This is a genomic window from Kibdelosporangium phytohabitans, from assembly GCF_001302585.1.
In the GTDB taxonomy this organism is placed as follows: Bacteria; Actinomycetota; Actinomycetes; order Mycobacteriales; family Pseudonocardiaceae; genus Kibdelosporangium; species Kibdelosporangium phytohabitans.
Genome location: NZ_CP012752.1, coordinates 94,125 through 119,409, shown reverse-complemented (window position 1 = coordinate 119,409; position 25,285 = coordinate 94,125). Strand labels below are relative to the sequence as shown.

General features: G+C 69.1%; 26 protein-coding genes and 1 tRNA gene. 7 read left to right on the top strand and 20 right to left on the bottom strand.

The genetic code is table 11. The features are described from left to right. Positions 1 to 1,263: an ABC transporter substrate-binding protein gene (locus AOZ06_RS00565; protein ID WP_054287598.1), complete on the top strand. Its 1,263-nt coding sequence runs from the start codon at positions 1 to 3 to the stop codon at positions 1,261 to 1,263. Here AOZ06_RS00565 and AOZ06_RS00560 read toward each other — a convergent pair. Further along, on the bottom strand, positions 1,222 to 1,800 hold the full coding sequence (locus tag AOZ06_RS00560; RefSeq protein ID WP_054287597.1) for a TetR/AcrR family transcriptional regulator: 579 nt from the start codon (positions 1,798 to 1,800) through the stop codon (positions 1,222 to 1,224). The two genes, AOZ06_RS00565 and AOZ06_RS00560, sit on opposite strands and share 42 nt — an antisense overlap. Before the next feature lie 38 nt (positions 1,801 to 1,838). On the opposite strand from AOZ06_RS00560, the gene AOZ06_RS00555 reads away from it, so the two are divergent. Then, entirely contained in the window at positions 1,839 to 3,023 is a 1,185-nt protein-coding gene (locus AOZ06_RS00555) for a M14 family metallopeptidase (RefSeq protein ID WP_054287596.1), read from the top strand. On the opposite strand, the gene AOZ06_RS00550 is transcribed toward AOZ06_RS00555, so the two are convergent. The 13 genes from AOZ06_RS00550 to AOZ06_RS00495 form a co-directional block, all read right to left on the bottom strand. Continuing rightward, positions 2,987 to 4,282, bottom strand: coding sequence for a carboxylesterase family protein (locus AOZ06_RS00550; RefSeq protein ID WP_157232741.1), 1,296 nt, complete (start codon positions 4,280 to 4,282; stop codon positions 2,987 to 2,989). The genes AOZ06_RS00555 and AOZ06_RS00550 overlap by 37 nt on opposite strands. A gap of 111 nt (positions 4,283 to 4,393) precedes the next feature. After that, positions 4,394 to 5,053, bottom strand: coding sequence for a response regulator (locus AOZ06_RS00545; RefSeq protein ID WP_054296318.1), 660 nt, complete (start codon positions 5,051 to 5,053; stop codon positions 4,394 to 4,396). Then, a complete protein-coding gene (locus AOZ06_RS00540; RefSeq protein ID WP_083471423.1) occupies positions 5,050 to 6,153 on the bottom strand; it encodes a sensor histidine kinase in 1,104 nt (367 codons plus the stop codon). Before AOZ06_RS00540 ends, AOZ06_RS00545 begins: the two co-directional genes overlap by 4 nt. After that, the gene (locus tag AOZ06_RS61585) at positions 6,069 to 6,254 is read right to left on the bottom strand and encodes an RNA polymerase sigma factor (RefSeq protein ID WP_335338434.1); all 186 of its coding nucleotides are present in this window, start codon (positions 6,252 to 6,254) and stop codon (positions 6,069 to 6,071) included. Before AOZ06_RS61585 ends, AOZ06_RS00540 begins: the two co-directional genes overlap by 85 nt. Before the next feature lie 161 nt (positions 6,255 to 6,415). Beyond that, a complete protein-coding gene (locus tag AOZ06_RS00535) occupies positions 6,416 to 7,303 on the bottom strand; it encodes a DUF4328 domain-containing protein (protein WP_054296316.1) in 888 nt (295 codons plus the stop codon). A 38-nt stretch (positions 7,304 to 7,341) separates the two neighbouring features. Beyond that, positions 7,342 to 7,668, bottom strand: coding sequence for a rhodanese-like domain-containing protein (locus tag AOZ06_RS00530; protein WP_054287595.1), 327 nt, complete (start codon positions 7,666 to 7,668; stop codon positions 7,342 to 7,344). A gap of 109 nt (positions 7,669 to 7,777) precedes the next feature. After that, the gene (locus tag AOZ06_RS00525) at positions 7,778 to 9,373 is read right to left on the bottom strand and encodes a solute symporter family protein (protein ID WP_054287594.1); all 1,596 of its coding nucleotides are present in this window, start codon (positions 9,371 to 9,373) and stop codon (positions 7,778 to 7,780) included. Continuing rightward, positions 9,370 to 9,714 (bottom strand): DUF485 domain-containing protein, encoded by a 345-nt coding sequence (locus AOZ06_RS00520; RefSeq protein WP_054287593.1) that lies wholly within the window; start codon positions 9,712 to 9,714, stop codon positions 9,370 to 9,372. Before AOZ06_RS00520 ends, AOZ06_RS00525 begins: the two co-directional genes overlap by 4 nt. A gap of 146 nt (positions 9,715 to 9,860) precedes the next feature. Continuing rightward, positions 9,861 to 11,606: a sodium/solute symporter gene (locus AOZ06_RS00515; protein ID WP_054296315.1), complete on the bottom strand. Its 1,746-nt coding sequence runs from the start codon at positions 11,604 to 11,606 to the stop codon at positions 9,861 to 9,863. A gap of 81 nt (positions 11,607 to 11,687) precedes the next feature. Continuing rightward, positions 11,688 to 12,119, bottom strand: a complete 432-nt coding sequence (locus AOZ06_RS00510; RefSeq protein WP_054287592.1) for a hypothetical protein — start codon at positions 12,117 to 12,119, stop codon at positions 11,688 to 11,690. A gap of 12 nt (positions 12,120 to 12,131) precedes the next feature. Continuing rightward, positions 12,132 to 12,989, bottom strand: a complete 858-nt coding sequence (locus AOZ06_RS00505; protein WP_054287591.1) for a LytR/AlgR family response regulator transcription factor — start codon at positions 12,987 to 12,989, stop codon at positions 12,132 to 12,134. Positions 12,990 to 13,066: 77 nt separating this feature from the next. After that, on the bottom strand, positions 13,067 to 13,924 hold the full coding sequence (locus tag AOZ06_RS00500; RefSeq protein ID WP_054287590.1) for a S49 family peptidase: 858 nt from the start codon (positions 13,922 to 13,924) through the stop codon (positions 13,067 to 13,069). A gap of 10 nt (positions 13,925 to 13,934) precedes the next feature. Further along, on the bottom strand, positions 13,935 to 15,224 hold the full coding sequence (locus AOZ06_RS00495; protein WP_054296314.1) for a histidine kinase: 1,290 nt from the start codon (positions 15,222 to 15,224) through the stop codon (positions 13,935 to 13,937). 82 nt (positions 15,225 to 15,306) lie between these two features. Here AOZ06_RS00495 and AOZ06_RS00490 point away from each other — a divergent pair, with 82 nt between their 5' ends. From AOZ06_RS00490 to AOZ06_RS00480, 3 genes are read left to right on the top strand one after another with little or no spacing between them, the layout of a single operon-like run. Next, entirely contained in the window at positions 15,307 to 16,050 is a 744-nt protein-coding gene (locus tag AOZ06_RS00490) for a (Fe-S)-binding protein (protein WP_236952021.1), read from the top strand. Continuing rightward, entirely contained in the window at positions 16,023 to 17,459 is a 1,437-nt protein-coding gene (locus tag AOZ06_RS00485; RefSeq protein ID WP_054287588.1) for a LutB/LldF family L-lactate oxidation iron-sulfur protein, read from the top strand. The genes AOZ06_RS00490 and AOZ06_RS00485 overlap by 28 nt, the downstream gene beginning before the upstream one ends. Then, positions 17,452 to 18,048 (top strand): LutC/YkgG family protein, encoded by a 597-nt coding sequence (locus AOZ06_RS00480; RefSeq protein WP_054287587.1) that lies wholly within the window; start codon positions 17,452 to 17,454, stop codon positions 18,046 to 18,048. The genes AOZ06_RS00485 and AOZ06_RS00480 overlap by 8 nt, the downstream gene beginning before the upstream one ends. On the opposite strand, the gene AOZ06_RS00475 is transcribed toward AOZ06_RS00480, so the two are convergent. From AOZ06_RS00475 to AOZ06_RS00460, 4 genes are all read right to left on the bottom strand, one after another. Further along, positions 18,042 to 18,836: a hypothetical protein gene (locus AOZ06_RS00475; RefSeq protein WP_157232738.1), complete on the bottom strand. Its 795-nt coding sequence runs from the start codon at positions 18,834 to 18,836 to the stop codon at positions 18,042 to 18,044. The genes AOZ06_RS00480 and AOZ06_RS00475 overlap by 7 nt on opposite strands. 40 nt (positions 18,837 to 18,876) lie before the next feature. Beyond that, positions 18,877 to 19,740, bottom strand: coding sequence for an Fpg/Nei family DNA glycosylase (locus tag AOZ06_RS00470; RefSeq protein ID WP_054287585.1), 864 nt, complete (start codon positions 19,738 to 19,740; stop codon positions 18,877 to 18,879). Positions 19,741 to 19,785: 45 nt separating this feature from the next. After that, complete coding sequence (locus AOZ06_RS00465; RefSeq protein WP_054287584.1) at positions 19,786 to 20,226, bottom strand: hypothetical protein; 441 nt, start codon at positions 20,224 to 20,226, stop codon at positions 19,786 to 19,788. A 113-nt stretch (positions 20,227 to 20,339) separates the two neighbouring features. After that, the gene (locus AOZ06_RS00460; protein ID WP_054287583.1) at positions 20,340 to 21,836 is read right to left on the bottom strand and encodes a sigma-70 family RNA polymerase sigma factor; all 1,497 of its coding nucleotides are present in this window, start codon (positions 21,834 to 21,836) and stop codon (positions 20,340 to 20,342) included. Between the two features lie 262 nt (positions 21,837 to 22,098). Between AOZ06_RS00460 and AOZ06_RS00455 the strand changes: the two genes are divergently transcribed. Together AOZ06_RS00455 and AOZ06_RS58290 are read left to right on the top strand one after the other, a co-directional pair. Continuing rightward, a tRNA-Gly gene (locus AOZ06_RS00455) sits at positions 22,099 to 22,171 on the top strand. A 214-nt stretch (positions 22,172 to 22,385) separates the two neighbouring features. Then, positions 22,386 to 22,790 carry a hypothetical protein gene (locus tag AOZ06_RS58290; protein ID WP_179950797.1) on the top strand — a complete coding sequence of 135 codons (405 nt, stop codon included), beginning with the start codon at positions 22,386 to 22,388 and terminating at the stop codon, positions 22,788 to 22,790. Between the two features lie 6 nt (positions 22,791 to 22,796). Here the strand turns inward: AOZ06_RS58290 and AOZ06_RS00445 are convergent, their stop codons facing one another. Together AOZ06_RS00445 and AOZ06_RS00440 are read right to left on the bottom strand one after the other, a co-directional pair. After that, positions 22,797 to 23,066: a YiaA/YiaB family inner membrane protein gene (locus AOZ06_RS00445; protein ID WP_054287581.1), complete on the bottom strand. Its 270-nt coding sequence runs from the start codon at positions 23,064 to 23,066 to the stop codon at positions 22,797 to 22,799. An 89-nt stretch (positions 23,067 to 23,155) separates the two neighbouring features. Further along, positions 23,156 to 24,949, bottom strand: coding sequence for a hypothetical protein (locus AOZ06_RS00440; RefSeq protein WP_157232737.1), 1,794 nt, complete (start codon positions 24,947 to 24,949; stop codon positions 23,156 to 23,158). Between the last annotated feature and the right edge of the window lie 336 nt (positions 24,950 to 25,285).

The following is a 25,285-nucleotide window of genomic DNA, read 5'->3' as shown; positions in this document are numbered from 1 at the left end:
ATGCATCGACGCATCACGTGCGCGTTGGCCGCCATGCTCCTCGTGGCGGGCTGCGGAGGCGCTGGAGATCAAGGCGGGAGCCAGAGCGGCGGCACCGCGGGCGCGCCGCCGTCCACCTCCGGCTTCGACGGGACCACCATCAGGCTCGGTGTGCTCTCGCCGCTGTCCGGGCCGGTCGCGGTGATCGGGCAGCCGCTGACCGCGGGCAACAAGATCTGGTTCGACGCGCTCAACCAGCGCGGCGGCGTGGCCGGGAAGTACAAAGTGGAGCTCGTGCAGGAGGACACCCAGTACAAGCCGGACGTCACCGTGCAGCAGTACAACAAGGTGAAGGGCAACGTGGTCGCGTTCACCCAGGTGCTGGGCACGGCGCCGACTTTGGCGGTGCTGCCGCAGTTGAAGACCGACAAGGTGCTGGCCGCGCCCGCGTCGCTGGACGCGTTGTGGGTGCGTGAACCGAACCTGCTGCCGGTCGGTGGGCCGTACCAGATCCAGGTGATCAACGCTCTCGACCACTACCTGACCGTGGGTGGCGGCAGCAAGAACTCCAGGATCTGCACGATGATCCAGGACGACGTGTACGGCGAAGCGGGGTTGCAGGGCCTGCAGTACGCGGCGGAGAAGTACGGTTTCACCATCGCCACCGCCCAGCGGTACAAGACCGGCACGGAGAACTTCACCGGCCAGATCCAGGCGCTGGCTGGCTGCCAGATGGTGTTCCTGACCGCGACGCCGACCGACGCGGGCAAGATCTGGGGCACGGCGGCGCAGGCGAAGTTCGCGCCGCGCTGGTACGCCCAGTCCCCCGCCTACGCGGCCGCGATGGCGAAGTCGCCGATCACGCCGTACCTGCAGCAGACCGCGATCATCGTGGCCGAGGGCACGGAGTGGGGCGACGAGAAGGTGTCCGGCATGAAGGACCTGGTGTCGCGGACCACGCAGTTCGGGCCCAGCCAGCAACCCGACTACTACCTCGCGTTCGGCTACAACCAGGCGCGGGCGATGACCGCTGTGCTGGAGAAGGCGGTGCAGAACGGCAATCTGTCGCGTGACGGGATCCTGAACGCGCTCAACCAGCTCGGCAAGGTGTCGTTCGACGGGCTGACCGACGACTACCAGTACGGCCCGGCCGAGACGCGCAACCCGCCGCGTTCCAGCACGTTGTTCGCGGTCGACCCGGCGAAACCGTTCGGCTTGAAGACCGTCAAGTACAACACCAGTTCAGACGCCGCCAAGGCCTTCGAGTTCAAGAAGACCGGCTAGCGCCGCACAGGCATCGGTGACCAGCGCCGCATCGACTTCGTCGCCGCGCAGCAACCACTGTTGCAGCAGTCCACGGGCGAGCGCGGCGGCCGACATGGCCACGCGCTCCGCGTCCTGCTGTCCGGCTCGGGTCAGTGCTTCGGTCAACTCGGCGACCAGCGGGTCCTGGTGCAGGCGTTGGGCGAGCACGGGATCGTGCAGGATCAACGGCACCAGTTCGGCCTCGAACCGGAACAGCCGTCGCGCGTCCGCGGTGGCTCCGGCGGCGGCCATGGACGCGCCGAACCGGCGGAGGACCTCGACGGGACTGCCGCCGGTCAGGTCAAGCGCTTGTTCGGCTCGGCAGTGCTCGATCGCGGCGACGAACAGCTCGCGCTTGCCGCCGAACGCGGAGTAGACCGCGCCCGTGGTGAGGTCCGCCTTGGCCGCGATCGCCTCGACGGTCGCGGCCCGGTAGCCCTGCGCGGCGATCAGGTCGACGGCCGCGGTGACCAACGCGCGGCGGTTGCGGTCCTGGGTCTCGGCTCTGCTCGGCACGTTGAAATAATACCACTATCTGGATAGTGTCATTATCTGTGATTCCTGATGAGCACGGCTTCCCCGGTCCGGACGAGGTCGCCGCACGGCTGGCCGAGTACGGCACGCCACGGCAGATCGGCACGTCCCGGCTGGGCGAGCCGATCACGATGGTCAGCATCGGCAGCGGCCCCAAGAACGCGCTCGTGTTCGCCGGGCCGCATCCCAACGAGCCGATCGGTTTCCTGACCGTGCCGCACCTGGCCGAACAGGTCGCCAAGGACGACCTGGGCCACACTTGGCACCTGGTCGGCTGCGTCGATCCGGACGGCGCCCGGCTCAACGAGAGCTGGTACGACGGGCCACTCGACCGCGAGCGCTACCTGCGCGGGTTCTACCGGCCGCCGATGCACGAGCAGGTCGAGTGGATGTTCCCGGACGGCATGCCGGAAACCCGTGCGCTGCGGGACGTGATCGACGAGCTGCGCCCCGACCTGTTGTGCTCGCTGCACAACGGCGAACTCGGCGGCACCTTCTACTACATCAGCGAGGACCGCCCGGAGCTGGCCGAGCAGCTCGCCGCCCTGCCGACCGGCATCCCGTTGCACGTCGGCGAAGCGGAAATGCCTGGCACGCACATGATCCGGCCGGGTGTGTTCCTCTTCCCCACGGTCGAGGCGGCGAGCCGGCTCACGCCGGGCATGTCCAGCATCCACTACGCACAGCGGTACGGCACGTTCTCGCTGGTGATCGAGGTGCCGATGTGGTCGGATCCGCGCAGTTGCGACGGCTCGCCGTCCGGCAAGTCGCGGCGTGAGGTCTACGCGGCCGTCGCGGAGTTGTTCGGCGACGTCGACCGGATGCCCCGCCTGCCGCTCGTTGAGCTGACCGTGCGGGATTCGCCGTTCCTGCGGGCTTTCCACGACTCACGAACCAGCGCGGAGCGGTTCGGCGACGTGCTGCGTTCGCGCGACCCGGCGGGCGACGCGACGGTCGCGGAGTGGTTCGGGTTGCAGGAAACCGCGCACATGCTGCGGCTTCGCACCTGCGCGACCGGGTTGCGGATCCTGGACGGCGAACTCGGGGTGGGCAATCACCGAGCCGCCGTCCGGTCGGCACGAGCAGCGTTCGCCGAGCTGTTCACGCGGTGGCTGGCCGAGGAGGACTCGGTCGCCGAGCCGATTCCGCTTTCCCGGCTCGCGCAGGCTCAGCTCGGGGCGATCCTCAGCGCCGCGAAGTCGTAGCCGTCCCACGCCGCGCGCTGGGCGTCCTTCGGCGCGATCGCCAGCCGTGCGCCGGTGTCCCAGATCTTCGTGATACGCAGCCAGTACTGCGGCCAGCCCGGGTTTCCGTCACGGCCGAACGACGTCCACGCACGTCGCATCTGCTCCGACAACGCCTTCGCCGCGCGGGGATCGGCGTCGTGTGCCTGCTGTCCGCCGGGAACGCCGGTGAAGCGCATGGTGCCGAACACGAACGGCAGTTCGGCCGTGTGCACGGCCGGGCCCCAGTCGAACTGGTACACGTACGCCTTGCCCCAGCGGCGTTGTGCTTCGGCCATGCGTGTCGCGGGGACGCGCATGGTCTGGTCGGTGAGCATGGCCAAGGCGGCGTTCGGTTCGCCGCGGTAGGCCCGTGCGACCGTGCCGAGGTCGAGTTCACGGGGGAAGAACGCCCGGTACTGCTCCAGTGTGAGGTTCAGGATGTCCGGGTCGAACTGGGCGAAGTAGCGCATCTCGTCGCGGTTCGTGCCGATCAGGAGGTCGACGCCGCGTGCGTTGCCTGCCCGCAGCGCGTCGACCACCGGTCGTTTCACCAGCTCGCCGTCGATGTACGGTCCGAAGTAGACGGCACCGGTCAGCGGGTTCTCGCCGACCATCTTCTCCTGCAGCCGCAGGATCTCCAGTGTGCTCATGCCGGTCAGGTCGACGGACGGCGTCGGTGACGCGTGCGTCAGGTAGCCGGATCCGCTTTGCAGGATCACCCGGCGCATCAGTCGCTGCGGGTTGTCCGTGGCGAGGATGGCGCTGAGCGAGAACGCGCCTTCGGATTCGCCCATCGCCGTGACGTTCCGGGGGTCGCCGCCGAACGATCCGATGCGCTTCTGCACCCATTCCAGTGCGGTTATCTGGTCGCGCAGGAAGTTGTTGCCGGCGCCCAGCAGGCCGAGGCGGTAGTTCGCGGTCACGACGACCGTGCCGCCGCGGGCCAGCTCGGTGCCGTCGTAGCGGGGTTCGTTGGCGGTGCCGAACCGGCTCGCGCCGCCGTGGAAGAACACCGTCACCGGGTTTTTCCCGCCGGTCCGGGGCGCCCACACGTTCAGCTGCAGGCAGTCCTCGTCGAGGTAGACCTGGTTGCCGTCCGGGTATTCCTCGGAGAGGTTGTCGCGGAACTGCGGGCAGACCTTGAGCTCACCCGTTTCCCGCGCGTCGTCCACGAGCCGGGGCGGTTGTTGCCTTGCGGCGGTGGCGTACTGGATTCCACGATGGACATTTATCGACATATCGCTGTGCACGGCCGGGGCCGGGCCGAGTGCCAGCGCGACCGCGAGGAGGATCTTCACGGCCCCAGCTTGCGACGGCCGCGGCGACAGGGGATCGCCGACGAGGACGAATCAGCTCTCGCCCGCGATGACCAGACCGGACTCGTAGGCGAACACCACGGCCTGCGCGCGATCCCGCAGGCCGAGCTTGCTCAGCACGTTGCTCACGTGCGTCTTCACCGTGTTCTCGCTGACGTGCAGCTCGGCCGCGATCTCCACATTGGACAATCCGCGGGCCAGTTGGCGCAGGGTGTCCCGTTCCCGGTCGGTCAGCTCACCGAGCCGGGTGACCAGAGCGGGAACCGGGTGGCCGCGGCGTGCGAGGTCCGCGATCAGCCGCCGGGTCACGCTCGGCGCCAGCAGCGCGTCACCAGCGGCCACCACGCGGATCGCGTTCACGAGCTCGTCACGGCGGATGTCCTTGAGCAGGAAGCCACTCGCCCCGGCGGCCAGCGCCGCGTACACGTATTCGTCCACGTCGAACATGGTCAGCACGATCACCTTGGCACCGGTCTTCGCGCAGATCTCGGTGGTGGCCCGGACGCCGTCGACCACCGGCATCCGGATGTCCATCAGCACGATGTCCGGGTCGAGCCCGGTCGCGACCCTGATCGCCTCGGCACCGTCCGCCGCCTCGCCGACGACCCGCATGTCCGGCTGGGCGTCGAGGATCATCGCGAAACCGCCGCGGAACAGGTCCTGGTCGTCGACCACCAGCACACGCAGCATCAGATCGGCAAGCTCACGTGCACAGCGAATCCGGCGCCGCCGGGCCCCGGCCCGGTACGCAGCGTGCCGCCGCACGCGGTCACCCGCTCCCGCATGCCCAGCAGCCCGAAGCCGTGGCTGCCGGACGGCCCACGGCCGTCGTCGATCACATCGACCCCCACTGTTGTTTCCTGCCAGCGGATCCTGACCTGGATCCGGGACGCCGAAGCGTGCCGCACGGCGTTGGTCAGCGACTCCTGGACGACCCGGTACACCGTCACGTCCACTTCGGACGGCAACGGTCGCGGCCGTCCGACCACCTCCAGCGACGCGACACCCGTGACCAGTTCGGGCAGCTCCGCCACACCCGGCGACCGCAACGCGTGCACGACCTCGCGCAGCTGGGCGATGGCTCCCCGGCCGGTGGACGCGATCGCGTCGAACGCCCCGATCGCCTTGGCCGGATCGGTTCCCACGACCACCGGTCCGGCTTCGGCCTGCACCACCATCATGCCGACGGAATGCGTGATGACGTCGTGCATCTCGCGGGCGATCCGTGTCCGTTCACGAGCAGCGGCCTCCGCGGCCTGGGCGCGTCGAGCCCGGGTGCTCGTGCCCAGCGCGTAGGCCGCGACATACGCGATGGCCAGGTAGCGGTAGGTGTTCAGGTCGTCGTCGCCTGGGATGACCAGCGACACGGTCACGCCGACGATGGCCACGGCGACGCACACCATCCGCCACAGCGGCGGGCTGGACGCGGCGATGACGTAGATCGCCACGAGTGGCCCGGCGGGAATCAGCGGGGCCACGAAGAAGGCCGCGAGCACAGTCGTGGCGAGCCCGACAACCAGCCCGACCAGCAACGGCTTGCGCAAGACCCAGTACACCGGCGCGGACGCGACCGCGGCGCACGCGACCGCGCCCCAACCGGCCATGAACGCGACCGGCACGACGGTCGCCACCACGACCACAGCAGTCAGCACCCAGCGCACGCGGTCAGTATGTCGGTGAGCACGAGCGATCGCCTCGCTCGCGAGGACTAGGCCGACCTCATCCGGCCAGCAGCTCGCCGAGCCGTGCAAGCTGATCCGGTACACCACCCGGTCGGACTGGTAGACCGACATCTGACCGTGCCCGTCGAGCAGCGCATCGCCTCGGCCACCTGCTCGATGGACAGGTCGTGGACTATCCGCAGCACCAGCACCGCACGCTGTCTGGGCGGCACGTTCTGCGACGCGGCGACGAGGGTCGGCCGGTCCTCCGCCTCGACGAAGTCACCACACAGTGCGTACGCGGTGGGCCTGGACCGATCGAAGCGCGCCGAGAAGAACTCGTCGTCGGATCGTGCCACGGGTCCTCAACACCACCCCGCGTTCTCGGGCCGCGTCAGCGCGTGGAACCGAAAGCCCTGGTCGCGCGCAGCTCAGGCGGAGGGGCGTCGGTCACCTTCACCACACGCATCGGCCGCAGTGCCGCCGCGTCGATCGGCGCCAGCAGCTTCACCAGCCGCCGGATCAACAGGATCGTGAGCACCGCGACCGCGGCGCCGAGCAGGTCGGTGACGGTGGCAAGCACGACACCGTCGGCTTGGGCCTGCACGCCGCCGCGGAACCGCCAGGCGATCGTGAACGCCATCAGCAGGCCGTCGGCGACCCACAGGCCCCACCACCACTTGACCAGCTTGCCGGGCTTCGGGCGGTCGTCCGGGTCGCGGCGTTCGGCGGCGTGCTCCAGCTCGGCGAACACCGACCCCGCCACCACCAGGTTGATCCCGGGGATCAGCATGCCCCAGAAGAACTGCTTGTCGGTGCGTCCCGGCTGGTACCCGGCGACCTCGGCCGCCGCCAGCCTGGCGACGTACAACCACCAGATCGTCAACGCCACAGCGAGCGCGCCGACGGCCAGGGCCAGGATCGCCCCGGCGTAGACGAAGGTGTCGGAGGTGGCCACGACACCGCTGCTCAGCGCACCGTAACGGCTTCGCAGCAGGAGCACGTACCGCCAGATCTCGGACCCGGCGGCCACCACGGCCAAGCCCGCGAGCAGCCAGAGCATCGCGACCGCGTGCTTGGCGATGTACCGGACGCGGTCCACCGCGGCCGGGACCTCCGGCCGGGCACCGGGCACGGACGTCGGCCACCGCCACGCGACGCTGGGGAAACCCCAGCGCGGCGGCGTCGGGTACGCGGGCGGCCCGGCGTACGGCCTGCGCCGCCGCTGTCCGCCGCGCCCGCGCGGATACGCCCCGGGTGGCGGGGTCGCCACCCAGGTCATGCGCGCGGGCGGTCTGCCCTGGTAGTGCGGGTGCACGGTCAGATGACCTGCGGTTCGGTCTGCGACTCGCTGACCATCGCCTTGCCCGCCGCGTGCCACGACTGCATGCCGCCGTCGACGTTGGTGGCGTCCCAGCCGTTGCCGTTGAGGTACGCCGTCACCCGCGCGGACCGGCCGCCGCTGCGGCAGATCACGTAGACGTCCTGGTCGCTGGGCAGCTCGTCGAGCCGCCCGGCCAGTTCACCCATCGGGATGTGCAGCGCGTCCGGCGCGTGCCCGGCGTCCCACTCGTTCTGTTCACGCACGTCGAGCAGGGTCACGTCGGCCGGGATGTCGTTGACGGTCGCGGCGGGCACGTTAGGCATAGACACAGCCCAGATGCTGCCACGATCCGCGTGGGGATGCTGTTATGCCAGGTCAAACCTCGTGAGTGGGTCGGCCGGTTAGAACCGGTCAAACCACTCACGAGGGGTTTCAGTGGTGGGTGGCTTTTTCCGCGCCGACGCCGGTGAGTGCGCGGACCTCCATCTCGGCGTACTTGGCGTCGTCGCGTTCCTTGGCCAGGACCGTGCCGAGCCAGCCGAGGAAGAACGACACCGGGATGGACACGATTCCCGGGTTGGCCAGGGGGAACAGGTCGAAGTCGGCGTTCTTGAACATCGCCGACGAGCTGCCGGACACCGCGGGTGAGAAGACGATCAGCAGGACGCACACCCCGAGGCCACCGTAGATGCTCCACAACGCGCCGGAGGTGTTGAACCGCTTCCAGAACAGCGAGTACAGGATGGTCGGCAGGTTCGCCGACGCGGCGACCGCGAACGCCAGCGCGACCAGGAACGCGATGTTCTGGCCGTTGGCCACGATGCCGCCCGCGATGGCGACGGCGCCGATCACCAGCGCGGTGATCCTCGCGACCTTGACCTCCTTGGCCGGGTCGGCCTCACCTTTCTTGATCACGTTGGCGTACACGTCGTGCGCGAACGACGCCGACGCTGTGATCGTCAGCCCCGCGACCACAGCGAGGATCGTTGCGAACGCGACCGCCGCGATGAACCCGAGCAGCACGGGCCCGCCGAGGGCGTCCGCCAGCAGCGGCGCCGCCGAGTTGGCCCCGCCGGGCGCGGCCTTGATCGCCTGCGGCCCGACCAGCGCGCCCGCGCCGTAGCCGAGGACCAGCGTGAACAGGTAGAAGATGCCGATCAGCCAGATCGCCCAGACCACCGAACGGCGTGCTTCCTTGGCCGTGGGCACGGTGTAGAAGCGCATCAGGATGTGCGGCAGGCCCGCCGTGCCCAGCACCAGGGCCAGCGCCAGCGACACGAAGTCCAGCTGGCTCGTCGGGGTCTTGCCGTACTGCATGCCGGGGTCGAGGACCGACTGGCCGCCTTTCTGCGCGGCGCCGCCGAGCAGGGCCGACAGGTTGAACCCGAACCGCGCGAGCACCCAGACGGTGATCCCGGCGGCGCCGACGATCAGCAGCGCGGCCTTGATGATCTGCACCCACGTGGTGCCTTTCATGCCGCCGACGAGGACGTACACGATCATGATCACGCCGACGACGGCGATCACCGCCGCCTGCCCGGCTGGGTTGCTGATGCCCAGCAGCAGCGCGACCAGGCCACCGGCGCCTGCCATCTGCGCGAGCAGGTAGAAGAAGCTGACCGAGAGCGTCGACACCGCGGCCGCCGCGCGGACCGGTCGCTGGCGCATCCGGAACGCGAGCACGTCACCCATCGTGTATTTGCCGGTGTTCCGCAGCAGTTCCGCGACCAGCAACAACGCCACCAGCCACGCGACCAGGAAACCGATCGAATAGAGGAAACCGTCGTAGCCGTTCACCGCGATCGCACCCGCGATACCCAGGAACGACGCCGCCGACAAGTAGTCACCGGAAATCGCGATCCCGTTCTGCGGACCGGTGAACGCACGACCGGCGGCGTAGTAGTCAGCCGCCGTCCGGGTGTTTCTGCTCGCCCGGAACACCACGACCAAAGTGATCACTGCGAACGCGCCGAAGATCGAAATGTTCAGTGCCGGACTCGACCCGGCGACGCCCTGGGCGACGGTCATTCGCCCACCCCTTTGGATTCGATCTCCGCGCGGATCTTCTCGGCCTGCGGATCGAGCTTCCGGTTGGCGTACCTGACGTAGAGCGTGGTGATCACGAAGGTGGACACGAACTGCAGGATCCCGAGCACGAGCGCGACATTGACGTTGCCGAACAGCCGCGTCGACATGAAACCGTGTGCGTAGTCGGCCAGCAGCACGTACGCCAGATACCAGACCAGGAAGAATCCGGTCATCGGGAAGACGAACCTGCGGAGTCTGCGCCGCAGTTCGGCGAAATCAGCGGAATCCTGCACTTCACGCCACGTGGCTGTGTCGGGACCGGTTCGCTCCGATGTGCTCATTTGTCCTCCCCGAACGCCGATTTCGTGATCAGGACACAGGTCGGACCGTAGATACAACTGTCGGTACGAGTAAGGGGCCGTTCGGGCACATTCGCTCAGCCTGTTGAGCGATGCGGTGAACGGTCATCACACGGACATGACCGGTTTCACCGGCGGTGACGACCGTCAGCCAGACGGGCTCTTTCCTCGGCCGTGCCGAACCGGGCCACATCGCGGTCGCGGATGAAACCGAGCGGATCGGGCGCGTGCATCCGCAGCAGTGTCCGGCTGGTGTCGGCGGGCTGCCGCCGGTGCGTGGCCTTGCTGACGATGTACACGACGAAGAACGCGATCGGCACCGTGATCAACGCGGGCTGCTTGACGAACGACGGCGCCCAGTCGCCGGTGTACCGGCTCACCACGTCCAGCACGATCGCGCCGATCACCAGCCCGCCGCCGACGATCATGCCCGCGCCCGCGCCGACCCACGTCAGCTTGCGCCACCAGATCCCGAGCAGCAGCACCGGGCAGAACGTGGACGCGGCGAGCGCGAACGTGACACCGATGCTCAGCGAGATGTCGTTGGGCCGCAGCACCAACGCCATCCCCAGCGGCACGAGTCCGGCCATCAGCGCGGCCCAGCGGAAGTCGCGCACGCGGCCGCGCAGCACGTCCGTGGACAGCACCCCGGACACGCTCACCACCAAGCCGGACGAGGTCGAGAGGAACGCCGCGAACGCGCCGGCGGCGGTGACCGCGCCGAGGATCTCGCCGGGGAGCCCGGGAATGATCTTGGCGGGCAACTCCGTCACGGCCGCGTCGGTCCGCCCGGTGACCAGCAGCTCCGGCACGTAGATCCGCGACAGCGCGCCGAGCAGCAGCGGGAACATGTAGAACAGCGCGAGCAGCAGCATGATGTGCAGCGTCGTCCGGCGCGCGGCTTTCCCGTCGGGGTTGGTGTAGAAGCGAACCAGGACGTGCGGCAGCCCCATCGTGCCGAGGAACGTGGCGAAGATCAGCGAATACGTGGTGAACAGGTCACCCGCGCCGCCGGACGACGGTCGCATCCAGCTGTCGTTGTCCGCGGCTGCCCCGGCGACGACGGGAACCGCCGAACCGGCGCTGAACCGCAACGTCGTTCCCGCGTTGACGGTGACCTCACCGACCTCCGGCCGCCAGAACACGTCACCCGACGCGGGCGCGCCGTTGACCACGCCGTCCGCCCACAGCCACACGGGTTCCTTGATCCGCAGGCGAACCGGCGTGTCGACCCGGACCGTGGTGGTGTCGGTGAACGTCGGTGACGTCGGCGCGGTCAGCGAGGTCTCGTGCGCCCCCGCGCCGCCGCGCCCGATGAAGATCGCGCACAGGATGAACGTGGGCACGGCGATCGCGAACAGCTTGAGCCAGTACTGGAAGGCCTGCACGACGGTGATCGCGCGCATGCCGCCGCCGAACACGTTCACCACCACGACGACGATCACGATGACCGGACCGACCCATTGCGGCACAGGCATGATCCGCGAGAGCACGAGCCCGGCGGCCTGCAACTGCGGCAGCAGGTACAGCACGCCGATGAAGATCACGAAGAACGTGGCGAGCTTGCGCAGCCCGCCCGAGCCCAGCCGCGCCTCGACGAAGTCCGGCAGCGTGTACGCCCCCGACCGCCGCAGCGGAGCGGCGACGAACAGCATCAGCGCGAGATAACCGGCGGTGAACCCGATCGGGTACCACAGCGCGTCGACGCCGTCCTTGAGGATCAGACCGGCCACACCGAGGAAGGACGCGGCCGACAAGTACTCGCCGGACACCGCGGCGGCGTTGCGCCGCGACCGCACGGTCCGCCGCGCCACGAGGAAGTCCTGCGTCGTGCTGGCCGCCCGTGAGCTGCGGAAACCGACATAGAAGGTCATCACCGCGACCAGCGCGATGCCGGACACGGCCCACAGGTTCAGCTCAACGGCCGTGCCACCCACTGGACAAACCCTTTCGGGCTACTTCTCGACCATGTCGACGAAGTCGCGTTCGTGCCGTTCAGCCAGCACGTTGTACCAGTATCCGATACCGAAGAGAACGGGGAAGGGGGCGACCCCCAACAACAGCCACGGCAGCCGCACCCCGGCCACGGTCACGTCGGAGATCGCGGGCACGAAGAAGAACAACACCGGCAGACTGCACAGCAGAACGGCGGCGAGCAACGCCAACCGCACGGCCGTGCGGAACTGGATCCGGATGAACCCGCGCACGAGCTCCTCGCCGTAGCTGGTCTGTTCCTCCAGCTCGACGACCGTGCGCAGAACAGTCACCGGCGCACGGGAATCCGCGAGCACAACGCGTTTGCGCCTCGGCGGCGGCCCGGCGGCGCCGTTGTCCTGCGGGTCCTTGGACGACCTGCCGGGTCCGCTGCCCGCCGAGTGCTTGCTCATGGAAACCGGCCGCTAGCTGCCGAAGCCCGCGCGGGGGGATCGCACGAGCTTGTCCTTGAGCTCACGCGTGTGCCGCCGGCTCACCGGCAGCTCCTTCTCCTCGCTGCCGATCACGACGGTGTACCCGGACGCGCCCATCCGCAACTCGGTGATCAGGTTCAGCGGCACCAGGTACGACCGGTGGATCCGCACGAACCCGACCTTTCCCCAGCGCTCCTCCAACTGCGCCAACGGGATCCGGACCAGGTGCGAGCCGTCCGTGGTGTAGAGCCGCGCGTAGTCGCCCTGCGCCTCCACCCAGCGGACCGACTTGCGCGCCACCAGTTTCGTCGTACCGGCCAGTTCGACCGGGATCACCTCGTCGTCGCGCTCGTCCTGCACCGCGACGCCACCGCCGGGCGCGGTGCCCGGCGCGGGCAGGTTGTTCAGGCGCAGCTTGGCGATCACGCGGTCGACCGCCTTGTCCACCCGCGCCTGGTCGTTCAACGGCTTGAGCAGGTAGTCCACCGCGCCGAGTTCGAAGGCGTCGACCGCCTCGTCGCCGCCGACGCCGGTGACGAACACCAGGCAGGGCGGCGGGTTGAACTCGGAGAGCACGCGGCCCATCTCGATGCCGGTCAGGCCGGGCATGTTCAGGTCGCAGAAGACCGCGTCGACCGCGGGCATCCCCGCTTTGCGTCGGGTGACCAGCTCTTCGTCGTTGCCGCTGAGCACCCGCAGCGCCTCGGCGGCGTCGAAGGCCGTCAGGATCTTGCGAACGTGCCGGTTTCCCTCGAGCCGTTCGGTGATCATCTCTATGCCGGCCCGCTCGTCGTCCACGCAGAGTACGACGAGTCCGGCTGCGCTCTCGTTAGTCACGGTGGGGTGCATCTTGCCTATCGCACCGCCTCGATGTCCATGTTCATCACTACCGCCACCCTGCCGAGTGAAGTTTCTCCGGACAAGGATCACAGACCGAAGCGCGACCAGGTAGCTCTGTGTTCCACGGCCTGAATCGCGGCTCCGAGAATCCCGGCGGCCGCACCGCCGCCGACCCCGAGCCGGGCGAGCAGCGGCCGTCGTGGTTCGGCGATGGCGATCTCGGCGTCCGGGTAGCGCTGCGAGATCACGCCGCGCAACGTGCCCAGGCCGTCCACCAGGCCGCGTTCGGCCGCCGCGGCACCCGTCCACACCTCGCCGGAGAACACGTCGTCGTGGTCCTTGCTGAGCCGGTCACCGCGCCGCTCGCTGACCCACTCGACGAACTGCTCGTGCAGCTGCCCCTGCAACCCGACCAGCCACTCGACGTCCTCGGGCTTCTCGTTCTGGAACGGGTCGAGCCGCATCTTGTTGGTGCCCGCGGTGTGCACGCGCCGCTCGACGCCGACCCGCTCCAGCAACCCGGTCAGGCCGAATCCCGCGCTGATCACGCCGATCGAGCCGACCAGCGACGTGCCGTGCGCGAAGATCTCGTCGGCCGCGCACGCGAGCCAGTACCCGCCGGACGCCGCCACGTCCTCGCAGAACGCGATCACGGGCACGTTCTTGCGGGCCGCCAGCTGCCTGATCCGCTCGGCGACCAGCGCCGACTGGGTCGGCGCGCCACCGGGCGAGTTGACCTGCAACGCCACCGCGAGCAGCCGCTCGTGGTCGAACGCCCTGGTCAACGCGGACTCGACCGAGTTGAGGCTGATCGACCCGCGGCCGAGCGGGGACGGGGTCGGCGTGATCACGCCGTGCAGCTTGATCACGGAGACGACGGGCTTGCGATCGATCCGGTCGCCCAGGCCGGGCAACCGGGACACCAGCTTCTCGGTCACGCTCATGGTCGAAACTCTACGGACTCTGCGCGTGCCCGTTGGGTGACGCCGAGCCCGGCACCGGTGCGTAGTCGTCGTCCGACTCGGGGTGCGAGTAGTCCGGCAGGGCCGGTCGCACGCCGGGGAACGACTTCGGCACGCGCAGGATCACCTTCATCCCGGCGCCCGGCGCTGTCTCCACCATCAGCGCGTACTCGTCGCCGAACACCGAGCGCATCCGCTGGTTGATGTTGCCGATGCCCACGTGCGAGCCGGTCTTGTGCGCGTCGCGCAGGTCCGCGAACAGCCTGTCCGCGTCCATCCCCACCCCGTCGTCCTCCACGCTGATCAACGCTTCCGAGCCGTTGTCCTGCGCGATCACGGTGACCGTGCCGCCGCCGGGCTTGCGGGCGATGCCGTGCCGGACCGCGTTCTCCACCAACGGCTGCAGCACCAGGAACGGCACCACGACCGACAGCACCTCGGGCGCGATCTTCAGCCGGACGGCGAGCCGGTTGCCGTAGCGGGCGCTCTCGATGGTCAGGTAGCGGTCGATGTTGCGCAGTTCTTCCGACAGCGTGGTGAAGAAGCCGGACGCCCTGAACGAGTACCTGGTGAAGTCCGCGAAGTCCTGGACCAGGTCACGGGCTTGTTCCGGGTCGGTGCGGATCAGCGAGGAGATGGTGTTCAGCGCGTTGTAGACGAAGTGCGGCGAGATCTGCGCGCGCAGTGCGCGCGCCTCGGCCTGCGCCAGCTGCTGCTTGGCCTCGTCGAGTTTGGCCAGCTCCAGCTGGATGCAGACGAACTTGGCGACCTCGTCGGCCATCCGCATCAGCCGTCCGGAGTTCATCCCGCCGACCACGATCAAGGCGCCCTCGACCGTGCCCTCCACGATCAGCGGCACGATGACGGCCGTGCGCATCGGGCAGCTGCCGCGCCTGCTGCACGGCAGGCTCTCGTGCTGCACGTGCTCACGCTGGCCGCGGGAGACCGCGCTGACGATGTGGTCGGCGAGGTCCCGGTAGTGGTGGTTGGCCTGCCCGTCCCACGACAGCAGGGAGCCGTTCGCGTCGCTGAGCCCGACCGCGACGCACTTGAGCAGCTCGACCAGGTGCTTGGCGGTCTGGTCGGCGGAGGCCTCGGTCAGCCCGCCGCGCAGCTCCGGCGCGGCTTTGGACAGCCGTTGGATCGCGTCCAGCTGTGCCTCGTCGACCGAAGTGCTCACTCGTCGCGTCCGGCACAGGAAGACGAAGAGCCCGAGGACGGCCAGCGTCGCGATGACGCCGAGCACGACTCGCTCGGTCAGGAACTGGACCACCCGGTCAATGCTCTGGTACTCGGTACACACAGGCAAGCTCTGGGTCCAGATTAGTAGACATCCGATGTCTTCGTCGGGCAGTGTGTCGGTCGTGCCGACCGAGCGAGCGACCGGGCGCGTCGCGCTTTTCGCGACCTGCCTGACCGACACGTTCTTCCCGGACACCGCACGCGCGGTCGTCCGGCTGCTGGAACGTCTCGGCTGTTCAGTGGAGTTCCCGCAAGATCAGACGTGCTGCGGGCAGATGCACTTCAACACCGGCTACCGCGCCAAGGCGGTGCCGCTGGCCCGCAACGTCGCGTCCGTGTTCGCCGGGTACGACGCGGTGGTGGTGCCGTCCGGTTCGTGCGCCGGGATGGTCAGGCACGTGTACCCCGATCTTTCGGTCACTCCGGGGCCGGTGTACGAGCTGTCGGAGTTCCTGATCGACGTGCTCGGAATCGAGGACGTCGGCGCATATTTCCCCCATCGGGTGACGTATCACCCGACTTGCCACTCGCTGCGGATGCTCGGCGTGGGCGACAAGCCGCTGCGCCTGCTGCGCGCGGTGCGGGGCCTCGACCTGGTGGAACTGCCCGCGGCGGAGTCGTGCTGCGGGTTCGGCGGGACGTTCGCGCTGAAGAACGCGGACGTGTCGTCGGCGATGCTCGCGGACAAGATGTCGTGCGTCCTGGACACGGGCGCGGACGTGCTCACCGCGGGCGACAACTCGTGCCTGATGCACATGGGCGGTGGATTGTCACGGCTTCAAGCCGGTGTGCATCCGGTGCATTTGGCGGAGATCCTGGCGAGCACCGAGGAGGAGCCATGGGTGACACCGCTCGCAACCCGGTGACGTGGCTGGGCAGCCCGGCCTTCCCCACCGCGGCGAAGACCGCGCTCGCCGACGACCAGCTGCGCCGCAACCTCAAGCACGCCACGGGCCTGATCCGGACCAAGCGCGCGGGCGCGGTCGCCGAACTGCCGGACTGGGAGCAGCTGCGGCTGTCCGGCGAGGCGATCAAGGACGACGTGCTGGCCAACCTGGACACGTACCTGCTGCGGTTCGAGGAGTCGGTGGCCGCGCGCGGCGGGACCGTGCACTGGGCCAGGGACGCCGCCGAGGCCAACGAGATCGTGCTGCGGCTGGCGCGCGAGGCCGGCGCGGACGAGGTCGTGAAGATCAAGTCCATGGCCACGATGGAGATCGGGCTGAACGAGGCGCTGCAGGCCGGTGGGGTCACGCCGATCGAGACCGACCTGGCCGAGCTGATCGTGCAGCTGGGCAACGACCGGCCGTCGCACATCCTGGTGCCCGCGATCCACCGCAACCGCACGGAGATCAGGGACATCTTCAAGGCGGCCATGCCGGGCACCGAGGACCTGACCGACGAGCCGGTCGAGCTGGCCGCGGCCGCGCGGGCGTTCCTGCGGCGCAAGTTCCTGTCGGCCAAGGTCGCGGTGTCCGGCGCGAACTTCGGCGTCGCCGAGACCGGGTCGGTCGTGGTCGTCGAGTCCGAGGGCAACGGCCGGATGTGCCTGACGCTGCCGGAAACCCTGATCACCGTGATGGGCATCGAGAAGCTCGTGCCCACCTGGCAGGACCTCGAGGTGTTCCTGCAGTTGCTGCCGCGCTCGTCGACGGCGGAGCGGATGAACCCGTACACGTCCGTCTGGACCGGTGTGACGCCCGGCGACGGCCCGCGCGACTTCCACCTGGTGCTGGTGGACAACGGTCGCACGGACACGCTGGCCTCGACCGTGGGCAGGCAGGCGTTGCGGTGCATCCGGTGTTCGGCGTGCCTGAACGTCTGCCCGGTGTACGAGCGGACCGGCGGTCAGGCGTACGGCTCGGTCTACCCGGGCCCGATCGGCGCGATCCTCGCCCCCCAGCTCGGCGGCGACATGCACGACAAGCACGCCGCTTCCCTGCCGTTCGCCTCGTCGCTGTGCGGGGCGTGCTTCGAGGTGTGCCCGGTGCGCATCGACATCCCGTCGGTGCTGGTGCACCTGCGGGCCAAGGCCGTCGAGGCGAAACCGAAGTACAGCCCCGAGGCGATCGGCATGGCGGCGATGTCGTGGGTGATGGCCGGGCCGCGCCGATTCCGCGCGGCCCAACGCCTCGCGGTGGCCGGGCGGTTGCTGTCCCGCGGTGGCAGGATCCGCGGGCTGCCGTTCCCCGGTTCGAAGTGGACGGACAGCCGCGATCTGCCCGCGCCCGCGAAGGAGTCGTTCAGTGCCTGGTGGAAACGCACCCGTGGGTGACTCGCGGGACGTGATCCTCGCCCGGATCCGGGGCGCCCTCGGCGACCGCCCGGATCCGCGGCCGGTGCCGCGCGAGTACCAGCGGACACGCGACTTCCCTTCGGTACTCGACCTTTTCGCCGAACGCGTGGCCGACTACCGGGCGATCGTGCACCGCGTGACGGACCCCGTCGAGCTGATCCGCTCGGCGCTGGCGGGCAAACGCGTCGCGGTCGCGTCGGACGCGCCGCCGGAGTGGCTCGTGCCGGAGGTGACCTGGCTGCGCGAACCGCTGACCAACGCCGACCTCGACGCGTGCGACGGAGTGCTGACCGGCTGCGCGGTCGGAATCGCCGAGACCGGCACGATCGTGCTGGACGGTGGCGTGGCACAAGGCAGGCGCGCGCTGACGCTGCTGCCCGACTACCACCTGTGCGTCGTGCGCGCCGACCAGGTCGTGGGCACTGTGCCCGAGGCGTTGGCGCGGCTCGAGCCGACGCGTCCGCTGACGTTCGTCAGCGGGCCGTCCGCGACGAGCGACATCGAGATGGACCGGGTCGAAGGCGTGCACGGCCCCCGCACGCTCGAAGTCCTGATCGTCTCTCAGTAGATCGGATTGTGCCGGTTGGCGTAGCCGAGCCGGATCTCGGCAACTCCTTCCGGCTGGTTGTCGACGGTGATGCCGGCGCAGAGTTCGTACGGGTCGGCCAGCCAACCGTTCGGGCGGCACTCCACCTGCGGTCGCGCGGTGAACCCGATGAACTCCACCTGCCAGCCCTTGGCCTGCCGCAGGTGCTCACCGAGTCGCGTGGCCAGATCATCCGCCCGGACGCCTGTCGCGGTGACCAGCAATGTCCGTTGGCACGAGTCTTCACAGGTGCCTTGGTTGGCCACGACGGTCATGCCCGGCGGCAACGGCAGCACGGCGTCCTCCGGAGGCATGGGCGCGCCGTCGAGCACCGGAACCATGGTGGTGAGCACCAGCCCAGCCACCCAGCAAGCAGCACCGAGCGCCCACGTCAGGTCCAACCGGTGGGCGTCGATCGCGGCCCCGGCGACGACCGCGGTGGCCGCGGTCAGCAGGTACCAGCGCAAACCGTCGTCGACATCAGGCGGCGAGGCGTAGTCGCCGAAGTGCGCCGTCCACGACGACCACGTCAGGACAAGCGCGACCAGCACCCAGCCGACCAGCCAGCCGCGCTGCCGGGTCCGGGCGAGCAACGCCCAGGCCACCGGGAAAGCCAGCACCACGGGCACGATCACGGCGACCTCGGCCGGCGCGAGCAGCTCGTCCGCGATCGGCTCGCGCGGTTGCAGCACCGGCCACACCGGCGCGGTTGCCAGCACCGCGAACCCCACCGCTGACAACCGGCCTCGAACACCCCAGTTCCCTGTCACGCCGACTGGACGGACTCCCGGCCTGCCGCCGTTGCAGGGATCACTTGAGCAGTTTGGACATCCGGCGGTCGGCCAGCGGCTTGCCGTTGGTCTGGCAGGTCGGGCAGTACTGGAAGGACTTCTCGGCGAACGACACCTCGCGGACCGTGTCACCGCAGACCGGGCACGGCAAGCCGGTACGGGCGTGCACACGCAGGCCGGAGCGCTTCTCGCCCTTGAGGCGCGCCGCGGACTGGCCGACCGAGCGGTCGACGGCGTCCTTGAGCACGGACTGCATGGCCTCGTGCAACCTGGCCATGGCGTCGTCGTCCAGCTTGCCCGCCGTGGCGTACGGCGAGAGTTTCGCGGTGTGCAGGATCTCGTCGGAGTAGGCGTTGCCGACCCCGGAGAGCAGACGCTGATCCGTGATGGCGTTCTTCAGCCGTTCGGTGCGGCCGGACAGCAGCTTCGCCAGATCCTCGACCGACAGCGCCAGCGCGTCCGGGCCGAGCGTCTGGATCTGCGGGATCTGCTGCACGTCGGTCACGATCCACACCGCGAGGCCCTTCTTGGTGCCTGCCTCGGTCAGGTCGAAACCGGGCCCCTCACCAGGCGGACCGAGATGCACGCGCAACGCCAACGGCCCCTTGCCGGGCTTGGGCGGCGCGGCGCTGAGCGTGTCCGCCCATCGCAGCCAACCCGCACGAGCGAGATGCACGACCAGGTGCAGCCCGTCGCAGTCCATGTCCAGGTATTTGCCGTAACGCCCAGCGCCGGTCACGGTCCGGCCGTGCAGCTCGGTCCACGGAGGTGACGCGGTCTTCAGCACTTGCAGCGAGGCGACATCGACCCTGTGAACGGTACGGCCGACCGCGAACTCACGCAGGTGATGCGCGAGCGCCTCGACCTCAGGTAGCTCTGGCACAGGGACAGTCTCACCCGCGCACGCCGCCCTGTCACTCCGCCCGTGTCACTCCACGGGGTGCAGTGGGCCGTCGAAGCTCGGCATCGTGTCGCGCTGGATGTCGCGGGCCACCTTGGCGACCTCGGAACGGACCGTGAACATGCCGCGGACCGTGCCCACCCATTTCTCGACCGGGGCCTCCGGGGTTCCGTCGCCGGTCTCGGCCACCAGCTTCCACGGGCGGCGCAGCGCCCAGCGGGCCGGGAAGAACAGGAAGATCATCAGCAGCGCCAGCACGACCCACGCCGGGACGACGACGTCCTCCGGCATCCGCAGCACCCAGACCAGGCCGAGCACGATGACCAGGAACATCATCACCACACCGGGGCCGTGCCCGCCGCTCACGTCGTGCTCGAAGTCCTCGGCCGTGGCCGGTCGGCGCCCCCACTCCAGCTCGCCACGCACGGTCCACATACGGCCGTCTGCACCACGTACCAGGCGCGTCATTCTCGTCTCCTCCACGACACGTCTGCGTAGGCGCCGATCCACTGTCTGCGGTCGCGCATGCGTCAACGGTACCGCGTCGGGACTAGGCCCAGCGGGTGAAAGTCGATCGTCACTCAGCGCGTCGGCTGGCCTGCGGTCTCCGGCAGGTCCGGCGCACCGGGCTCGGGCTCGGGCACCGGCGTTGCCTGCGCCGGTCGCTGTCCCGGCGCCGGTGTCACCTCCGGCGTCGTCCTGGGGGGCTTCGTGGGCTTCGAGGTCTTCGGCGGGGTGGTCTGCTCGGAGATGAACGGCTGGCCCGACGTCGGCGGGCAGGTCTCCTCGTCCGGCGGCCCGACGAGCACGCTGGAGCCGGAGGTCTCGACGCCCTCGGTCTCGATGTCGCGTTCCTCGACCGTGGTCGGCGGCGGCTGGTTGCGCAGTTCGAGTTCGGTCTCGCGGTGACCGACGGTGCCTTGGCCGCGTTGCTCGGGCTGGTTCTGCGCAGCCGCTCCACCGCCGCCGTTCTGGCCGCTGTCACCGCCCGGCCCGACTTCGTTCCTGGCGGGCTGCTGGGCACGGCCGGTGCCCGTCGAACGCAACGACGACGACAGGGACCCGGTCGCGGCCATGACCTCAGGCAGCGGCGACTCGGTGATCACCAGTTCGGCCGGGCCCTGGCCGGTGAAGTCCAGCGCCGCCACGACCGCGTCGTCGGCACCGGGCACGACCGTCATGCCGACGACCCCGGCCGCGACCACCGACGACCCGGCGAGGGTCAGTTTCGCCCCGGTGGACGTGACCAGGCCCTTGAGCGTGGTCCAGAACCCGGTCTTCTGCGCCACCAGTCCGCCGAGCGCGACCGGAGCGGCCATCATGCCCGCGTAGGAACGCAGGCCCGCGCAGACTTCCCGCAGCTCGTCGTGTGTCGACTGACACGACGAACAGCTGAGCAGATGGGCACGGACCCGGCGCCGCTCGGCGCCCTTGATCGTCCCGGCGGTGTACGCGCCGAGCTTCTCCAGCACCGACCGGCACCCGGTCGCCCCGTGGTGCGTGGACAGGTGCGCCTGCAGGTACGCGGCCCGCAGGCCGCGGCGGGCGCGCCGGGCGAGCGCGGCGGTGGCGTTGGCGCTGAGGCCGAAGTTGTCCGCGACCACGGCGGGCCGCTCGCCTTCGACCTCGACCTTCCACAGCACGCTGCGCCAGCGCTCGGGCAGGCTGGTGAACGCCCGCGTGATCAGGTTGCGTTCGTGCGCCTGGCCGGACGTGTCCGGGCTCCCGCCGGCGCGGTGGGACAGGACCTCGTCGGACACCGGGACGTCCCGGCGCCGTTCGCTCCATTCCCACGCCACTCGCCGCGTGACGATCAGCAGGTAGGAGCGGACGTTGTCGACGGGCCCGGCGCCGCGGCGGATCGCTTGCAGGACCCGGAAGAACGCTTCCGCGGTCAGGTCCTCGGCGTCCGCGCGATCGGCCGCCAAACTCCGGGCCATACGCCTCACGGCGTCCGCGTGCCGGGAGAACAGCTCGCCGAAAGCGGCGTCCTCACCGGACCGCAGAGCGGCCAGGAGTTCGCGGTCGTGGAACGATTCCTCGCCAGTGTCGAGAGCAGGGTTGCCCGTTGCGGTCATCCGGCTAGGTACCTCCCTCCGGATACACGCGAACGTTGAACAACATGCCACATCTGGGCGTCGCCGAGTGTGGGTAGTGTGAAGACTCTTGGTGACATCCGACCAAGGATGTGAGCCAGATAACCTGATCAGATCCGCCATTCGGCTGACTGAATCGCTCATGAGTGCCGCGAATGAACTACACCCGCACGGGGGAGGTCGGCCCACCGGAAACCTCGGTTCGAAGATGCGGTAGAGTCTCAGCAACGTCGAGAGACGCCATGCGGATGTAGCGCAGCTGGTAGCGCATCACCTTGCCAAGGTGAGGGTCGCGGGTTCGAGTCCCGTCATCCGCTCACTCGGGGGACGTGTGTCCACGGAAAGCGTGGACATCGTCGTTCGCCATAACTTTGGGGAGATGACCCCCAAACCCTCCAGCAACGAACGGCCCGGGCCTTGAAGGCCCGGGCCGTTAGTCGTATGCGGGTGCCCCCGGGCGGGGCGCCGGAAAATGGCCAGTTAGTCCACTTCCGCTTGACCCGATCGGGTTAACCCGATAGAGGTAACGCCGTGCTCGACACACGAGGCGCTCCGTTACGCATGGCCGTGGGAGCGTTCCTGGGAGCTGCCGTCGCGGCCTTGTTCGCCGTCGGTGCCGTGAGTGGACGCGCGGCCGACCGCGCTCCCCTGCGCCTGGAACACGTGGCCACGGACGGTACGCAGTCGTCCGCGCCTGCCGTGTCGAGCGCGCCCGCGGCCCCCGAGCAGACCTCGCAGAGCTCCCAGTCGAGTACGTCGTCCAGCTCGTCGTCCTCGTCGTCGCAGGCGTCCGAATCGACCACGACGACCACCACGACAACCCAGAAAGTGGTCACCACCACCCAGGAAGTGACGAGGACCACTACGACGACAACGACGACCACCAAACGGCCACCGACCACCACGACGACCCGGTGCACGCACCTGCTCTGCTGACGCGGTCTACGCGGCCTTGAACGGGTCGTGCTCGGTGATCAGCTTGTCCAGCCTGGCCTGGTCGACCCGCTTGGACACCGAGCTGTCCTCCTGCCGGTCCCTGATGCACTTGGCCAGGGTGAACGCCGAGGTCACCGTGTACAACAGGCCTAAACTCAGAAACCCGCGCATCCAGGGATCGACCGGCAGCACGATGATCCCGACGGCGACCGCGACCAGTGCGATGGCGAAGGACGCGACGGCCTGTGCGTAGAAAGCTGCTGTGTTCTTTGGCATACCTCGAAGCGTCCACGGACCGCGCCGGGCTGTCTTGAGTACATCTACTCAGCACGAGCGCATCGAGACGCTGTCGTTAGCAATCGGTGTCAGTGCAGGGTGAAGACCACAACGTCCGACAGGTCGGTCCTGGTCACCGGCAGTCCCTTGACCGACCGCACCAGCGCCTTGTCGTACGTGGGTGACTTGTCGCCCGCGGAGCGGGGCATCTCCAGCAGCGACCTGATCACGACGACCTTGCGGATGCCGTACTTCTTCATCTCGTCGATGCTGCGGGGGCTGGGGAACGCGGTGCTGATCTTGGACAGCTCGGTCCACGACTTCGGGTAGTTGCCGGTGTTGCCGTTGGCGATCACCGGGAATCCCTCCTTGATCGACCACAGCATCGGGATCGAGTCGCCGGTGAGGTGGATCGGCAGGATGAGCGTGCCCCCGTCGCGGGGCTCCATCGCGAACGCCTCGCTCAGCGCGGCAGGAGGCTCCGGTGGGTGCGCGTACGGCAGCACCGGCGCCGACTCCAGCGCGGCGCCGAGCGCGGGCAGCACCATCACCAGCGCGAGCAGCCGCCGCCTGACCGGCGACACAGTCCGGTTCTCCGCCAGCACCTGTGCCAGCCTGGTCACCGCGCCCGCGGCGAGCAGGATCAGCAGCAAGGTTGTCCAGATGATGAGCCGGCCGGGGGTGCGCAGCGCGTCCCAGCCGGGCATGAACTTCCACAGCAGCAGGTACGTGAAGGTGCCGTGGAAGAAACTCGTCCCCAGCGCGAGGATGCCGGTGAGCACCGCGCCGGCGCCGAGCAGGATCCGGGTGCGGCGCGGCCACGCGCTGACGAACAGGCCGATCACGGCGAACATGACGAGCACCAGGCCGGGGAAGATCCACTTCTCCCACGGGGCCGGGTCCATCTCCCACGTCCAACGGGTGAGCGCGGTGTCGCTCCACAGCCAGGAGAAGTGCGAGGTGGTGATCAGGCCCTGCGGCGGCGGCGAGTACACCGCCAATTCCTCGGCCGTGCGCTTGAACTTGTACAGGTCGATGACACGCAGGTACGGCAGCGTCATCAGCAGCGTGATGACCAGGAAAACGCCGACGCCGACGCCGTTGGCGATCACCAGCCGCCGGGTGATCCGGCTGCGCCCGCGCCACATCGCCACGGCGATCGCCACGCCGACCGCACCCAGCACGTAGGCGAACGGCAGGCCGGTGGCGAACCCGATGGTGATCTGCCACGTGGCGATCAGCCATCCGGCCAGCGCCCAGCCCGGCCTGGCCAGTTCCGGCCGGAAGCCGTGCCGCAGCGAGAACCCGTGCCCGCGGGCCAGCGCGTACAGGGCGAGCGCGATCCCGCCCGTGGAGAGGAGGTTGAGGTGGTGCACGTGCGCGAGCCGCCACGGCGCCCACGCGAACACGACCGCGCCGAGAGCGGCGGCGTGCCAGCTGCCGCCGAGTTGGCGCACCAGCCAGTACCCGCCGACGAACGCGAGGGTGCTCGCGAACAGGAAGACGATGTTGTAGCGCAGCAGCGCGCCCGCCTGGTCGTCCCCGCCGATCAGGCTGAACGGCAGGTAGCCCAGCAGCGAGTCGGTGAACGCGAAGTTGTTCCGCGCGGCGAGGAAGATGTTGCCGGTCCAGAAGTCGCCGCCGCCGAACAGGAAGTGCCGCTGCCAGGCCAGCTCCCACGTCTGCAGCAGCGGGTCGCCGAGGTCGAACAGCACCGTGGTGCGCGGCGCGCGCACGATCGGCCAGCAGAAGGCCAGCGCGAGCACGAGTCCACTCAGGATGACCAGCAGCGGTTCCCTGAGGGCCCGTCCCTGCCTGGCTGCGCCCCGCTGCGGCGGCCCGCTGGGCGCGGCCTGCTCAGGGGCAACGGTCTGTGTGATCAACAATCCCCCTGGAACAGCGACTTCCGGGGCTCGCGCAGGCACCACGCGGCGAACACCCGGCCCGACAATACTGGACGGGTCGGCTGCCTTCTGCCCGTACGACGCATTGGCCACCCGTGGTGCGAACGCAAATTAATCGTCCGCTCACCGCCGGGCCCGGACCGCTGACATGACGATGAGACCATTCGGGTGACGATCGTGCACTGTCCGTTGTACAACAGTGGCAAGATTCGCCTGTCACGGTGAACGCTGGACGACCGAGAGGATCCATCACCGTCCTTCCCGGCAAGGCACAGACCTTGCCCGATACGCACATCCGTCCCGGTCGCGCCGCCA

What these genes read in the sequence shown, in the direction of transcription:
- AOZ06_RS00505 (WP_054287591.1), bottom strand. Translation starts at nt 12,989, where the DNA reads ATGCACCCCACCGTGACTAACGAGAGCGCAGCCGGACTCGTCGTACTC.
- AOZ06_RS00525 (WP_054287594.1), bottom strand. Translation starts at nt 9,373, where the DNA reads ATGACCGTCGCCCAGGGCGTCGCCGGGTCGAGTCCGGCACTGAACATT.
- AOZ06_RS00535 (WP_054296316.1), bottom strand. Translation starts at nt 7,303, where the DNA reads ATGACCTGGGTGGCGACCCCGCCACCCGGGGCGTATCCGCGCGGGCGC.
- AOZ06_RS00565 (WP_054287598.1), top strand. Translation starts at nt 1, where the DNA reads ATGCATCGACGCATCACGTGCGCGTTGGCCGCCATGCTCCTCGTGGCG.
- AOZ06_RS00465 (WP_054287584.1), bottom strand. Translation starts at nt 20,226, where the DNA reads ATGACGCGCCTGGTACGTGGTGCAGACGGCCGTATGTGGACCGTGCGT.
- AOZ06_RS00510 (WP_054287592.1), bottom strand. Translation starts at nt 12,119, where the DNA reads ATGAGCAAGCACTCGGCGGGCAGCGGACCCGGCAGGTCGTCCAAGGAC.
- AOZ06_RS00515 (WP_054296315.1), bottom strand. Translation starts at nt 11,606, where the DNA reads ATGACCTTCTATGTCGGTTTCCGCAGCTCACGGGCGGCCAGCACGACG.
- AOZ06_RS00540 (WP_083471423.1), bottom strand. Translation starts at nt 6,153, where the DNA reads ATGTCGGTCTACCAGTCCGACCGGGTGGTGTACCGGATCAGCTTGCAC.
- AOZ06_RS00530 (WP_054287595.1), bottom strand. Translation starts at nt 7,668, where the DNA reads ATGCCTAACGTGCCCGCCGCGACCGTCAACGACATCCCGGCCGACGTG.
- AOZ06_RS00445 (WP_054287581.1), bottom strand. Translation starts at nt 23,066, where the DNA reads ATGCCAAAGAACACAGCAGCTTTCTACGCACAGGCCGTCGCGTCCTTC.
- AOZ06_RS00520 (WP_054287593.1), bottom strand. Translation starts at nt 9,714, where the DNA reads ATGAGCACATCGGAGCGAACCGGTCCCGACACAGCCACGTGGCGTGAA.
- AOZ06_RS00500 (WP_054287590.1), bottom strand. Translation starts at nt 13,924, where the DNA reads ATGAGCGTGACCGAGAAGCTGGTGTCCCGGTTGCCCGGCCTGGGCGAC.
- AOZ06_RS00485 (WP_054287588.1), top strand. Translation starts at nt 16,023, where the DNA reads ATGGGTGACACCGCTCGCAACCCGGTGACGTGGCTGGGCAGCCCGGCC.
- AOZ06_RS00460 (WP_054287583.1), bottom strand. Translation starts at nt 21,836, where the DNA reads ATGACCGCAACGGGCAACCCTGCTCTCGACACTGGCGAGGAATCGTTC.
- AOZ06_RS00550 (WP_157232741.1), bottom strand. Translation starts at nt 4,282, where the DNA reads ATGTCGATAAATGTCCATCGTGGAATCCAGTACGCCACCGCCGCAAGG.